This window comes from Mesorhizobium sp. M2A.F.Ca.ET.043.05.1.1, from assembly GCF_003952445.1.
GTDB lineage: Bacteria > Pseudomonadota > Alphaproteobacteria > Rhizobiales > Rhizobiaceae > Mesorhizobium.
In genome coordinates this window covers 3,305,466-3,319,030 of sequence record NZ_CP034446.1, presented here as the reverse complement: position 1 = coordinate 3,319,030, position 13,565 = coordinate 3,305,466, and the positions used below count along the sequence as shown (strand labels likewise).

9 protein-coding genes are annotated in these 13,565 nt (G+C 60.4%); 8 read left to right on the top strand and 1 reads right to left on the bottom strand.

Features of this window, described 5'->3' with window-relative positions; translation table 11 throughout:
* Window positions 1-186: 186 nt before the first annotated feature.
* From EJ069_RS16340 to EJ069_RS16310, 7 genes are all read left to right on the top strand, one after another.
* On the top strand, window positions 187-1,653 hold the full coding sequence (locus EJ069_RS16340; RefSeq protein ID WP_126062173.1) for a tetratricopeptide repeat protein: 1,467 nt from the start codon (window positions 187-189) through the stop codon (window positions 1,651-1,653).
* Window positions 1,650-3,761, top strand: a complete 2,112-nt coding sequence (locus EJ069_RS16335) for a hydantoinase/oxoprolinase family protein (RefSeq protein ID WP_126062172.1) — start codon at window positions 1,650-1,652, stop codon at window positions 3,759-3,761. Before EJ069_RS16340 ends, EJ069_RS16335 begins: the two co-directional genes overlap by 4 nt.
* A complete protein-coding gene (locus EJ069_RS16330; RefSeq protein ID WP_210211342.1) occupies window positions 3,748-5,544 on the top strand; it encodes a hydantoinase B/oxoprolinase family protein in 1,797 nt (598 codons plus the stop codon). The genes EJ069_RS16335 and EJ069_RS16330 overlap by 14 nt, the downstream gene beginning before the upstream one ends.
* Window positions 5,544-6,512 (top strand): oligopeptide/dipeptide ABC transporter ATP-binding protein, encoded by a 969-nt coding sequence (locus tag EJ069_RS16325; protein ID WP_126062171.1) that lies wholly within the window; start codon window positions 5,544-5,546, stop codon window positions 6,510-6,512. Before EJ069_RS16330 ends, EJ069_RS16325 begins: the two co-directional genes overlap by 1 nt.
* A gap of 20 nt (window positions 6,513-6,532) precedes the next feature.
* Entirely contained in the window at window positions 6,533-8,161 is a 1,629-nt protein-coding gene (locus EJ069_RS16320; RefSeq protein WP_126062170.1) for an ABC transporter substrate-binding protein, read from the top strand.
* Window positions 8,162-8,242: 81 nt separating this feature from the next.
* Window positions 8,243-9,271, top strand: coding sequence for an ABC transporter permease (locus EJ069_RS16315; RefSeq protein ID WP_126062169.1), 1,029 nt, complete (start codon window positions 8,243-8,245; stop codon window positions 9,269-9,271).
* Between the two features lie 6 nt (window positions 9,272-9,277).
* Window positions 9,278-10,996 (top strand): dipeptide/oligopeptide/nickel ABC transporter permease/ATP-binding protein, encoded by a 1,719-nt coding sequence (locus EJ069_RS16310; RefSeq protein WP_126062168.1) that lies wholly within the window; start codon window positions 9,278-9,280, stop codon window positions 10,994-10,996.
* Window positions 10,997-11,048: 52 nt separating this feature from the next.
* Here EJ069_RS16310 and EJ069_RS16305 read toward each other — a convergent pair whose 3' ends face one another.
* Entirely contained in the window at window positions 11,049-12,038 is a 990-nt protein-coding gene (locus tag EJ069_RS16305; protein ID WP_126062167.1) for a helix-turn-helix domain-containing protein, read from the bottom strand.
* Between the two features lie 137 nt (window positions 12,039-12,175).
* On the opposite strand from EJ069_RS16305, the gene EJ069_RS16300 reads away from it, so the two are divergent.
* Window positions 12,176-13,537 carry an aminotransferase gene (locus EJ069_RS16300; protein WP_126062166.1) on the top strand — a complete coding sequence of 454 codons (1,362 nt, stop codon included), beginning with the start codon at window positions 12,176-12,178 and terminating at the stop codon, window positions 13,535-13,537.
* The last annotated feature ends 28 nt before the right edge of the window (window positions 13,538-13,565 follow it).

The window sequence follows — 13,565 nt, the reverse complement described above, 5'->3', positions numbered from 1 at the left end:
TGTTTCCCAGGCTCTCGCTGAACCGCCCGGCGGGATCGAGGAAGATCTCTCGCTTGGCGCTACACCGTCGCACTTTCCTATTCCGCGTCGTCCAGAGCGTCGACAGTCTTCGAGGTAGCGCGATTCGACAAGTAGATAGCGCAATTCGTTAAACTGCGATCCAGAATGCGTTGAAGATCGGCCCTCATGATCCAGGCAGAGCCAACTCATCGCGACGCGTATTCCGGTGCTGCAGAAGGCGTTGGAAAATCGGTAGAGCCAGACTTGGTTTCGTCGTTCTTCCAAGACTTCAACGCCGCAGCGACCAATGGTGACGTTGAAACCGCGTCTCACTTGGCAGCCATGGCCCTTGCCGCGCGACCCGGTCACCCCGCCAGCCAGATGATGTGGGGTTTCGCCTGTACCTTGGCCGGACGTCATAGGGAGGGTTTGCCGTATCTGCTCAAAGCTTCGGCCGCCATGCCGCGCAACCGCGTCTGCCATATGCTGGCTGGGAAGGCGGCTTTCTTCGCCGGCGACATGGCCGCGGCGACTAAGGCGTTCAAGTTCGCAATCGCTCTGGACCCATTTGCGCCCGACGCTCACAACGATCTTGGCCAAGCGTTGAAGCGGCAGGGCAATCTTCGGCAGGCGGTCGCTTGCTTCAAGCAGTCTTTTGACCTCGGGCGCAGTTCCCGCTGGTACAGCAAGACGTCCGCCGCAAACATCGTCGATCCACTCCGGTCGGGAGGTGCATCGATCACGTCAGTGGCGCGTCTGGAGCACGACGCCGAGCAACTCGAATACCTTTGGTGGATCGGCTGCATCGATGAGAGTCTGGCAGGGAAAGCAGCGATCTATCGCCATATCGCGCGGCGCCGTGCAGTGGCGCACGGCTTTTCGGATCCGTTCGAGATGACGAGCGAGGAGATCACGGCAACCAGCGGCGTCTACGGACGGGCGGTGAATATACCGTCGCTTCCGCATTCGAAAGACGCGGTTGTCGGCGGAGGCCTGAACGGATCCGACGTAGAAGCTGCTTTTGCGACAGGACGTTCTTTCGCCATCGTAGACAACTTCCTGTCGCCAGAAGCGTTGGAAACATTGGTACGCTTCTGTCGCGAGGCCACCGTATGGTTCGATTGCAAGCGCCGAGGAGGATATCTTGGCGCTTATCTCCACGACGGCTTTGCGCCGGAAACAGCGGTGCGCCTAGCCGAGGAATTGCCCCGCCTGCTTCCTGACTTGCTCAAGGGGCACGGGCTCAGCCAGTTGTGGGCATTCAAATATCCGAGCGAGGGCACCGGCACGGCGGTGCATGCTGACCAGGCTGCGATCAACGTCAATGTCTGGCTAACTCCGGAAAGTTCGGCGGAGCCCGGCAGGGCCGGCGGCCTGAGAATTTACGATGTCAAGGCTCCGGAAGGCTGGGACTTCGGGGACTACAACGGCGACCGAGCCGCATGGTGCACCGCGAAGGCCGCGGCGTCGGAATATGTCGACATTCCTTATCGCGGCAATCGCGCCGTGATCTTCGACTCGAGCCTGCTGCATGAAAGCCTGCCCTTCCGATTTCGCGACGGGTATGTACATCGGCGGATCAATCTGACCCTGCTCTTCGACAGGGTGCAACTGCCTACCCCCACTGTATCGGTATTTGAGGGCCACAAATGAGTTTTCGAATATCGGTCGACACCGGTGGTACCTTCACGGATGTCATCGTCACTGACGCCGACGGCAAGCTTGTGCTTGGAAAGGCGCTCACCACGCCACACCGCAGCTTCGAGGGTTTCTCGGCATCGGTCGCCAGCGCTGCGGCCCAGCTCGGCCTGCCCGTGGAGGCGCTGCTGAAGGACACGAGCGTGCTGATCTACGGCACCACCCGCGCCACAAATGCCATCGTCGAACAGAAGGTGGCCAAGACAGCCTTCCTGGTAACAGAAGGGTTTCCCGACATCCTCGTCTATCGGCAGGGGGGCAAGCTCAACGCCACACAGCTCAACATCGATCTTCCGCCGCCTTACGTCCCGCGTCGCCTGACCTGGCAGATTCCGGAGCGTGTCGACGCGGCGGGTGAGGTGCTGATGCCCATCGACGTTGAGGCGCTCGACCGCATTCTGCATGAGATCAAGGCGAAGGGCGTCGAGGCGATTGCCGTATGCCTTCTGTGGTCGATCGTGAATTCGACGCACGAGCTTGCGGTCGGCAAACGCATCGCCGAGATACTACCGGGCGTCCCGTTCACCCTGTCGCACCAGCTCAATCCGATCATCCGCGAGTATCCGCGCGCGTCGTCGACTGCCATAGACGCCTCCCTCAAGCCGCTGATGCAGGAGCATCTGAGCGCCCTGAAGCAGGATCTCGCCGAAGCAGGGTTCACCGGCGAGCTTCTGGTCAGCACCTCCTTTGGCGGCGTGATGCACATCGAAGACGTCATAGCCAAACCAAGCTACATGGTGATGTCCGGGCCGGCCATGGCTCCGCTGGCCGGCCTCGCCTATGCCGAAAGCGAAAAGCTCGGTAACGACATTATCGTCGTTGATGCGGGCGGAACCACCTTCGACGTCAGCCTGGTTCGGCAAGGCATGGTCAAATACACGCGTGAGACGTGGTTCGGCGAGCAGTATGTCGGCCACAACCTCGGTATGTCCACCGTCGATGTGCGAAGCGTCGGCGCCGGCGGCGGCTCAATCGCCTGGATTGACTCCGGCGGACTTTTCAGGGTCGGGCCGAAGAGTGCTGGATCGGTGCCCGGACCGGCGTGCTACAGCCGCGGCGGGACGAGCCCGACGGTGACCGATGCGGCGGTGGTGCTGGGCTACCTCGATCCCGATTATTTCCTTGCCGGACGCATGAAGCTGGACGTCGGCGCGGCTGAAGCGATCGTCGGACAAATTGCTGAGCAGATCGGCAAGAGCCTTCATGAGACCGCGACCAGCATATTGACACTGTCGACAGAGAACATGATCGGCGCGATCCAAAGCATCACGGTAAACGACGGCGTAAACCCCCGCGACAGCATCCTCGTCGCTGGCGGCGGTGCGGCGGGGCTGAACATCCTGCCCATTGCCCAAACGCTGGGATGCGATCGCGTCCTCCTGCCCAGAACCGCCGGTGCGCTCAGCGCCTGTGGAGCCCAACTTTCTGACATCGTCGTCGAGTTCCCGGGGTCCTGCTTCCTGTCAACGGCCGATTTCGACATGGACAAGGCCAATGCCCTTCTGAGCTCCCTCCAGGCGCAGTTGGAAGATTTCCGGGAGCGGCTGGCCGCACGCGGCATTCAGCGGTTCCATCGCTCGTTCTTCGTCGAGGCGCGCTACAGCGGACAGCAGTTCGAGATCGAAGTCCCGGTTCCCGTGGAAAGATTTGAGACAGACGCAAACATCGAGGCGCTGGTGGTCGCCTTCAACGATATTCATGAACGGCTGTATGGCGTCCGGGATGTGCACAGCGCGGTCGAATGCGTGAACTGGAAGGCCCGTCTGCGCGCCGAATTGACGAAACCGCCTCTAGCCAGCGCGACGGCCGAAGCCGCCCGGTCCACGCCGGCGCCTGCGAAGCACCGTGCCTGCTATTTCACAGAGACGGGGATGACTCGCGTTCCCGTTTATTACGGCAATCAGCTGACGCCCGGCGACCACATCGACGGTCCGGCGATCATCGAGGAGGCAACGACCACCATCGTCGTCTATCCAAAGACCTCGGCACGCGTGACGCTGAGAGACAACTACATCCTCACACCGGTTTCGGGACTAAGGGGTTTGGACAATGGCGACTGCTAACGATAAGATGCTCGATCCCGTCCAGCTTGCCATCATGTCCAATCGCGTCGAGGCCATCGTGCGCGAAATGACGAACACCGTTCTGCTCTCGGCACGGTCGTCGATGATTGGCATGGCGCGCGACTTCTCATGCGCGATCGTGACAGGCAACAACGAACTGCTAAGCGCTGCCGAAGCCCTGCCCATCCACATTTACGGCGTCAACCTCCAGGCCGAGACGATGAGCCGGCTACATCCGGATCTAAAGCCGGGCGACGCCTACCTTCACAACGATCCCTATCTGGGCAATTCGCACGCGGCCGATCACACGTTCCTCGTGCCGGTGTTCCACGAACACGAGCATCTGTTCACGACGGTCGTCAAAACGCACCAGGCTGACTGCGGCAACAGCGTTCCGACGACCTATTTCGCCGCCGCGACGGATGTATATCAAGAAGGCTCGCTGATCTTTCCGTGCATTCGGATCCAGGAGGATTTCAAGGACTGCGAAGACATCGTCCGCATGTGCCGCAGTCGTATCCGCATTCCCGGGCAGTGGTATGGCGACTACCTGTCCAGTGTCGGCGCCTGCCGGATCGGCGAGGAGCGGCTCAAGAGCTTCGTAGAAAAGTATGGCGTCGACACGGTCCGGACTTTCATCGCGCAATGGTTCGACTATTCGGAGCGCCGATGCGCCCAGGCCATACGCAAGCTCCCTGCCGGCAGCTTCGAGATGTCCGGGAGGCTGGACGCGCTGCCGCCCTTCCAGCCGTCGGAAATCATCATCAACGTCAAAGCCGAGATCGATCCGGTGAATGCGTCGATCGTCGTGGACCTGCGCGACAACCCCGACTGCGTGGAAAGCGGGATCAACCAGACCGAGGCCACCGCGACGGCCAATGCGATGACGGCGGTGTTCAACTGTCTCGACCATGACATACCACACAATTCCGGCAGCTTTCGCCGGATCAAGGTCTTGCTTCGGGAGAACTGCGTCGCAGGCATTCCACAATTTCCGCACAGCTGCTCGACGGCGACGACGTTGGTGGCGGACGTCATCGTCAACACGACGCAGGCCGCATTCAGCCAGCTTGGAGATGGATTCGGCCTCGCCGAAGGCAATTGCTGCAATTCGGTCGGCGCGAGCGTGATTTCCGGAAAGGATCGGCGGCGGGATGAGGCGCCGTTCGTGAACCAGATATTCCTAATGGGCGGGGGTGGCCCCGCCTCGCCCCAATCCGATGGGATGGTCTATCTGTTGGTTCCGCCGGCTGCCGGTCTACTCTACCGAGACAGCGTGGAGGTGGACGAGCAGCGCTATCCGATGCTCGTCCGCTCGATGACGATCTCCGTCAATTCGGCCGGCGCCGGCCGCTTCCGCGGAGGCCCGGGCACTGAGGTGGTTTTCGGGCCACATCGCGGCGAGATGCTCGTCATGACGATTAGCAATGGACAGGAAAATCCGCCGCGTGGCGTACATGGGGGAAAGCCTGGCCGCTCAGGTGCGAATTTCAAGATCGAACGCGACGGATCAGCCACCAAACTGGATGCCTATGTCGTTTGCCCGCTTGCGGAAGGCGAGTGGATCAAGGGGATCGACAATGGCGGCGGCGGATATGGCGATCCTTTGGATCGTAGCCCCGACCGCGTCCTCTACGACATCGTCGAAGGCTACGAGACCATCGACCGCGCCCGGGATGTCTACGGCGTTGTCTTTGAAGGTTCAACGACTGATGACAACCTCTCAGTCGACGTCGATGGAACGCGGCGGCTAAGGCTCAAGCTCTCCGCGGGCGCCCGCTGATGGCCGTGGCAGGCAGTGAACCTCTCCTGCGCGTCGAGCGGCTAACAAAGACCTTCGACCTGAAGCGCGGTAAAACGCTCATTGCCGTGAACGACGTTTCGTTCTCGTTGCAGAGAGGGGAAACGCTCGGGCTCGTCGGCGAGAGCGGCTCAGGCAAGACCAGCGTCGGGCGCTGCATCCTGCGTCTAATCGAGCCGACATCGGGCAGCATCTACCTCGACGGGAAGAACTTGACGACACTGACACCACGGGCGCTGCGGTCCGCGCGCGCCCGCATCCAACTCGTATTCCAGGACCCTTTTGGCTCGCTTGATCCACGTGTGTCGATCGGCGCAAGCCTACGGGAGCCGTTGAATATCCATCACGTCGACCATGGAGCCGGCGACGGGCGCATTCGCCAGATGCTCGACCTGGTGGGGTTGCCCTACGACGTGGTTCATGCACTGCCGGCCGACCTGACGACCAGCGAGCAGCAAAGAGTGGGAATTGCCCGGGCACTGGTCACCAGGCCCGACCTCGTGATCCTTGACGAGCCAACCTCGCAGCTCGATTCGACCGCTCGGTCGGCACTGCTTCGGACGCTGAAAGACATCCAGGCCGAGCTCAAGACCGCCTACATCTTCATTTCCCACGACCTCAACTCCGTGGCGAAGATCAGCCATCGCATAGCGATCATGTATCTGGGTTGCCTGGTCGAGGTGGCGCCGACGGAAAATATCATCGCCAGCCAGCGTCATCCCTATAGCCGCGCGCTTCTGTCGGCGGTGCTGTTTCCCGATCCTTCCCGCAAGCCAGATCGTTACGTGATCCAGGGCGAAATATCCTCCGCCATCGAAACCAAGGACGAGTGCCAGCTCTATCCACGCTGCCCAATACGCGAGGAAGCCTGCTCGCGCGGAAAACCTCCACTCGTCGAAATTGCGGCGTCGCACCAGTCCGCCTGCCGCCGCTGGGGCCATGTCAGTTAAACGCCACAAGGAGATTGCCTATGCCTGCAGTGCATATACGCGCAAAATTTCTCTCGCTCTCGTTCACCGCAGCCCTCCTGCTCGGAGCGGGCACGCTCTCAGCATCAGCGAAAGACACATTGGTCGTCGCCATACCGGGTACGCCCCAAGGCATCGACCTCAACAAGGATGTCAGTCCACAGACCTGGATCATGGCCGCCCAAGTCTACGACGAGGGGATGCAATGGGAAGCCGGGTCGTATCCGTTTGGAACGGGCGCTGCCTTCGATCCCCGCCCGCAGGACGATTTTAGCTATCCCGATCTCCGCAGCGGAAAGCTGAAGGCAAGCATCATCGACAGATGCGAACTTTCGGCGGACGGCAAGAAGGCCACAATCCTGCTGCGCAAGGGTGTCAAATCGGCTCCAGGCAATGAATTCACGGCTGGCGACGTGCTCTGGCGCGTCGACCGCGCGTTGGCTACCAAGGCAATCGATGCCTTCTTGATGGCCATAGCCAACGTCGACGATCGGGCGAAATGGTCGAAGGTCGACGATTACACGGTTAACATCACGTCCGAGCAGCCCATGCCCTTGGCGTGCACGATCCTGACGAACAATTACTGGCCCTGGTACGATTCCACCGAGATCAAGAAGCATGCAACCGCTGAGGACCCGTGGGGAGACGCTTGGATTTCCCAGCATGGGGGCGGCTTCGGCCCCTATTCAGTGACGACCTGGGAAGCAGGCAAGCGGGTGGTCATGGACGCTAATCCCAACTACTGGCGCGGCGAGCTGCCGGTGAAGCGGATCATCTTCCAGGTGGTGCCGGAAAGTACGAACCGGCTGGCGCTTCTCAACCGGGGTACGGTCGACATCGCCGACGGCCTCTCGCCCGACCAGATCATGTCCCTGTCTGGATCGTCCGTTGCTAAGCCGATCGCGGTGAAGGGAAACCAGAACCTTTTCATCGTCATCAACAACGCGCTGGACAGTTACAAGGACGCGCGCGTCCGCCAGGCCATCAATCTGCTGATCCCCCGTCAGGATATCGTCAAGAACATCTACCGGGGCATGGCCGCGGAGTTCCAGGGCGTCTATCCGAGCATCTATCCTGGGCACGTAACCTTCGCCGACTTTTCCTACGACCCGGCCAAGGCCAAGGAGTTGCTGGCAGCTGCGGGGGTAACTAATCTGAGCGATGAACTCATCTACAGCGCTGACGATCCCGTCCAGGAATCCATCGCGATTCTGCTGAAAACTTCGTTCGCAGACGCCGGGATAGACCTGACGCTCAAAAAGCTTCCCGTAGCTGCCCTCGCCTCCACCGTCCAGTCGAAGCAGGCGCATCTCGCGCTGTGGATCGACTTCCCAATTCAGCCCGACCCAAGCTATGCCTCAACGCTGATCTATTCGTCGACCGGCGCCGTGAACTACGAGAAGTACAAGAACGAGAAAGTCGACGAACTTCTGACCGCCGGCCGCAGCGTGACCGGAATGGAAGAGCGCATCAAGGCACATGAGGAGGTGCAGAAGCTGATCCATGCCGATGCTCCGCTTGGATGGGTCGTCGAGCCTTACTTCGGCCTCGGCTTCTCCAACAAGGTGAGAGGGTACAAATGGTATCCGGGCAACTATTATCAGGTGCGCGATCTGAATATTGCGCCCTGACGTTATCCGGGCGGGGGGCTGCCCCCGCCCCGTTGCCGTAATAACGCGCGGCGCCTTGAGGCCCCGCATCGAAAGATCTCGATGAAGCTTCTGAAACACCTCGGCTATCGCCTTCTGGTACTGGTGCCGCAACTCCTTGCCATATCGTTTGTCACTTTCGGTATCGTCAGATTGCTGCCCGGAGATCCCGCGCGCCTGCAGCTCGGCCCGCTCGCTCCGGAAGCGACGGTTGAAAAACTCAGAGGCGAATTGCTCCTCAACCGACCCATTTGGGAACAGTACACCGTCTATCTTAAACGTCTTTTACAGGGCGATTTCGGCCGCTCCTGGGTAAACGGCACCTTCGTGGCCGAAGATCTTGCGACGCGCCTCCCGGCTACTCTGGAATTGATCTTCCTGTCGCTGCTGACAATTCTCCTCATCCTGGTTCCGATGGCGATCGTGACCGCCTCGGACTCACTCAATCCGTTCGTAGGCCAGCTTCGGCGGCTGGCGGTTGGGTACGGCATGCTGGCCGGAGCGCTTCCCGATTTCCTTCTAGGTTTGCTGCTGATCTTCGTGTTCTTCGTGACGCTCGGCTGGTTGCCCGGCCCGGAGGGGCAACTGGGCATTCTTGACATACCGCCTGAACGGATCACCGGTTTCGTCTTGGTAGACAGCATCATCGCCGGCGATACGGAACTCGTGAAATCGGTATTCCTTCATATGGCGATGCCGGTCGGGACCCTGGCGTTCGTCTACGGTGCGCCGATCTTCAAAATGCTGCGCGGCCGTATGGAGGAAGCCCTCGCCAGTGACTACACACTCTACGGTATAATGCTCGGGCTGCCACGCCGGACCACCTTCCTGCGCGCTCTCCGCAGCGCGGCCGGCCCGACATTGGTTATGACCGGGGTCGTATCCGGATTTCTGCTCGGCGGGGCGGTCCTAGTGGAATCGGTCTTCAATCTCAATGGGATCGGCCAATACGCGATCAAGGCCATCGCAACGGCGGATTATGCGCCGCTGCAGAGCTTCGTTCTGGTGTCGGCCATCGTGACGGCGACGATCTACCTTCTGGTCGACATCGCCATGCTGTTCGTTGACCCCAGACTTGCCGGCGACCGGTAGCCACCGATGATGAACACCGTCCTTGGCACTTATCGGCGGCTGCCGTCTTGGCAGCGGATAATCTGTATCGTCTGGCTCGTCATCATCGTGCTCACAGTGGTTGGACCATGGATAGTGCCGTATCGTCCCGAAGTGGCCCGGCCCGACGAGCGCCTTCTCCCGCCGGACCTCCATCACTGGTTCGGCACCGACGAGAACGGCATTGACATCTTTTCGCGCATCCTGACCGCGCCACGCACCGACGTCCTCATCGCGTCGCTGGCAACGGCGCTCTCGGTCTTGATCGGGGCACCTCTGGGCATAGCAGCCGGGCTGTTGGAATCGTCTCAACGTCTCGGCGGCATGCTGATATCGAACCTTCTTATGCGGCTGCTCGACCTCGTCCAGGCGTTCCCGGTGTTCATCTTCGCTATCGTGCTCGTGGCGCTTTTCGGCGGAACCAGCCTGAACATCGTTCTGGCGATTGCCTTTGTGAATGCCCCGGTGTTCCTACGCTTGGTGCGTTCGGAAGTCCTCACCCTACGGCGCAAGCCCTTCGCTGAGGCCGCCGTGTCAGTAGGCAATTCCGAACTCATGTTGGGGGTTCGGCACATGTTGCCGAACGCCTTGCCTACGATCATCGTCCAGATATCGGTCACGGTGGGATTCTCCATCCTGCTCACGGCGGGACTTAGCTTCGTCGGCGCCGGCATCAAGCCGCCGACCCCCGAACTGGGCAATATGGTCGCGTCGGGCGCGCCCTATCTGATGACCGGGCAGTGGTGGGTTTCGCTCATTCCAGGTGCCGCGCTTGGGCTGATTGTCTTCAGCTTTGGCGTGGTGGGTGAAGTCCTCAACATTGCGCTCCACCAGCGTCGCCGCCCGGCCGAACCGGCGACGGTGTCCGTCCCGGCGACACCGATGTCCGAGACTGCGAAGTGTTCGATCAGGCCTGTGAGCGGTAAGCAGGGCATCTTCGAAGTACGCGGCCTGAGCGTGTCCGCCGGACGCGGCTCGGCACGGCGCGAACTCCTCTCAGGCATCGACTTGTCCATTGTCCGCGGCGAGACGCTCGCGATAGTCGGGGAATCCGGGTCGGGTAAGACGATCCTCGCCCGGGCGCTGCTGAACGTTCTGCCAAAGGACGTTTACGCGTCGGCCGGCACGATCACCTATAATGGCAGCGATCTCCTGGCGATGCCAGACAAGCAGGTCCAGGCCCTGAGAGGGTCGAGCATCGCGGCGATCCTTCCGAACCCTCGCCAGCAGTTACATCCGCTGACGACGATCGGCGAGATGATGATAGGCGCGCTGAGGGCGCACAGACAAATAGATCGCTCCGGGGCTCGCCACGAGGCGATGAGGCTTCTGTCGAGCGTCGGCATAACGGACCCCGAGACGCGTCTTTCGGCCTACCCACACGAACTGAGCGGCGGAATGGCCCAGCGTGTCTGCGTCGCGCTGGCCATTATGCATTCGCCGTCGACGTTAATCGCCGACGAACCCACGGCCGGTCTCGACGTGACCATCCAGAGGCAGGTCCTCGACCTCATCCACGACATGGTCAAGCGGCGCAACATGGCGCAGGTCATCATCACAGGCGATCTTGGGATCGCTGCCCATTTCAGCGATCGGACGGCAGTTATGCGCGCTGGTAGGATCCTGGAGATCAACACGACAGAAGAGCTGTTCCGCAATCCACAGCACGAGCACACGCGCTATCTCATCGACGCTGCTGCACGTTGAGGATAATACGTGGAGTGACGGCCATCCGTTCGGTTCCTCGGACCGAAGCAAGCTACCGAATGAACGGTCGCATCATCCGCTTGCGGAAGCGATTCCGATAGTCCCGGGGCGACGACTGAAACCGGGCACCGAACGCCCGGGAGAATGCCGACAGGGCCGAAAATCCCGTCGCGAGGGCGATCTCCGATATCGTCATGTCCGTATAGATCAATGTTTCTCGCGCGTGTGCCAGCCGAACTTCCAGATACTGCCTGGAAGGCATGAGCGCGTTGGAATTCCTGGCGAGTTGCTCGAGCTGCCGGAGCGAAATTCCGGCCCGACGCGCCACTTCCCTCAGAGACAGTGGCCTCTCGATGTTCGTCACCATGACGTTCAGCGCCCTGTTCAGCATCGGATGCATTTTCCAGTTCCCCGCGCTGAGGGAATCCGACTGCAATGTGTCACCTTGCCGGATGGACGAATACAGCATTTCGCTCAGCAGCACTTGGACAAGACCTTCGCCACAAGTTTGCGAGATGAAATCCAGGAACATGTCGAGCGTCGCGGTATGACCACCGCAGGTCATTCGGTTCCGACTGATTGAGTAGAGTGTTCCCTGCACGTCGAGACGCGGAAACTTTTCCTGCATCGCACCCAGTATCTCGCGGTTGGCCGATATCTGGGTCTGCTCTGGGTAAAGTCCCGCTTCCGCGAATAGCCAAACGGCATGATCCAGCGCGCATAGCATCGCGCCGTATCGGGACTGGCGGCGCAGCCAGCTGTTGAGCCGGCGCTTGTATGAATCGTCCGGCTCGAACGAAGCCACGACGATGACGAGGTCGAAGCGGCTGACGTCGTCGATAACACCGTCATGCGCGATCGGCATCCCGTTGCTGGCCACAAGCTCTTGGGCCTCGACAGTCAATATCCTGATGTCGAAAGGCGGTTCATAACTCAGCCGGTTGGCGGCATGAAGCGGCTCATAAGCGAGCACATAGGTCAGCAGCGAGACCTGCGGCGCAACTACGAGGGCGACCTTTAGAGGATGTTCACGTTTGACCATCGTTTCCCGGTTCGGCGAGGGGCAATCCAAAGATGTCTAACCTATAGCGTTTTTCGTCAAATTTCGCAGCGGGCCGATATCTATTTTCGCGAGGTTCGCTCCACTGAGGCCGAACGAACTGAGGAGAATGCGCAGGAATGGCCACGCGTCCCAATTCTATCGAGGCGAGGGACATCGCGTCCCAACTCCATTCATTCACGAATCCGGACTTGCTCGATCGCGACGGGCCAATCGTGGTCGCCAAAGGAGAGGGCATTCGCGTCTTCGGCGCAGATGGAAAGCCCTACATCGAAGGCATGTCCGGCCTGTGGGCCGCCTCGCTGGGTTTCAGCAACCATCGGCTGGTGGACGCCGCGCGCCGGCAACTCGAGACGCTGCCTTCCTATCATACGTTTTACAGGCGCACGTCGCCCGTGGTCACCCAACTCGCCGAGGCCCTGGTCGAGATGACGCCGGCGCATTTCACCAAGGCCTTTTTCACCACCTCGGGGTCCGAAGGAAACGAAAGCGCCATCAAGATGGCTTGGGCGTACCACCACGCGATGAACCGCGCCGGCCGCAAGAAGGTGATATCTCGGCTCCATGCCTATCATGGCGGAACCATCGTGGCCGCGAGCCTCACAGGAATGCCGACGAGCCATGCCGGCCTGCCGATGCCGCTCGACTGGATCATTTTCACCGACTGTCCGCATCACAGTGCCTTTTCGCGGAACGGCGAAAGCGAGGACGAGTTCGTGCATCGGCTGGCCATGTCGCTCGACGATCTCATTCAGCGCGAAGGTCCGGACACCATCGCCGCCTTCATAGCTGAGCCTGTAATGGCGGCGGGTGGGGTCATAGTTCCTCCAAAGAGCTACTTCCCAGCGATCCGGAAGGTTCTGGATAAATACGACATCCTGCTGATCGTCGACGAGATCGTCTGCGGCTTCTACAGGACGGGACAGCCCTTCGGTTCTCAGACCTTCGACATCAAGGCAGACATGATGGTGCTCGCCAAAGGACTTTCAGCTTCCTACCAGCCGATAGCGGCGGTCATGCTGACGGAGCGCATCCACGATGCCATCAGATCCTTGAGCAACGAAGTCGGCGCCTTCTCCCACGGCTTTACCTATTCCGGTCACCCTGTAGCGGCCGCGGTGGCGCTGGAAGCCATTACGATCTATCGGGAGGACGGATTTTCCGAACATGTGAAAACGGTGTCGGCGCATTTTCAGGCGCGCCTGCGCAGTTTCCGTGACCATCCGTCCGTCGATGAGGTGCGCGGCGTCGGCTTGATCGGCGGAATCGAGCTCCGTGACGACGCAACCGCGAAGAGAACTGGCGATCCATCACAGACGCTGGGAGCAGTAATCGCCGATCGCGCCCTGGATCATGGTCTCGTGCTTCGATCCCGTGGCAATCTGCTCGCCTTCTGTCCGCCGCTGATCATCACACCAGAAGAGGTCGACGAGATGTTCGATCGCTTCAGCAAGGCTATTTGCGATGTCCTCGAACAGTAACTCCGACGACAAAGGCCGTATCCAGCAT

Coding starts and splice junctions, on each gene's coding strand:
- EJ069_RS16330 (WP_210211342.1), top strand. CDS start 3,748: ATGGCGACTGCTAACGATAAGATGCTCGATCCCGTCCAGCTTGCCATC.
- EJ069_RS16300 (WP_126062166.1), top strand. CDS start 12,176: ATGGCCACGCGTCCCAATTCTATCGAGGCGAGGGACATCGCGTCCCAA.
- EJ069_RS16315 (WP_126062169.1), top strand. CDS start 8,243: ATGAAGCTTCTGAAACACCTCGGCTATCGCCTTCTGGTACTGGTGCCG.
- EJ069_RS16335 (WP_126062172.1), top strand. CDS start 1,650: ATGAGTTTTCGAATATCGGTCGACACCGGTGGTACCTTCACGGATGTC.
- EJ069_RS16325 (WP_126062171.1), top strand. CDS start 5,544: ATGGCCGTGGCAGGCAGTGAACCTCTCCTGCGCGTCGAGCGGCTAACA.
- EJ069_RS16340 (WP_126062173.1), top strand. CDS start 187: ATGATCCAGGCAGAGCCAACTCATCGCGACGCGTATTCCGGTGCTGCA.
- EJ069_RS16310 (WP_126062168.1), top strand. CDS start 9,278: ATGATGAACACCGTCCTTGGCACTTATCGGCGGCTGCCGTCTTGGCAG.
- EJ069_RS16305 (WP_126062167.1), bottom strand. CDS start 12,038: ATGGTCAAACGTGAACATCCTCTAAAGGTCGCCCTCGTAGTTGCGCCG.
- EJ069_RS16320 (WP_126062170.1), top strand. CDS start 6,533: ATGCCTGCAGTGCATATACGCGCAAAATTTCTCTCGCTCTCGTTCACC.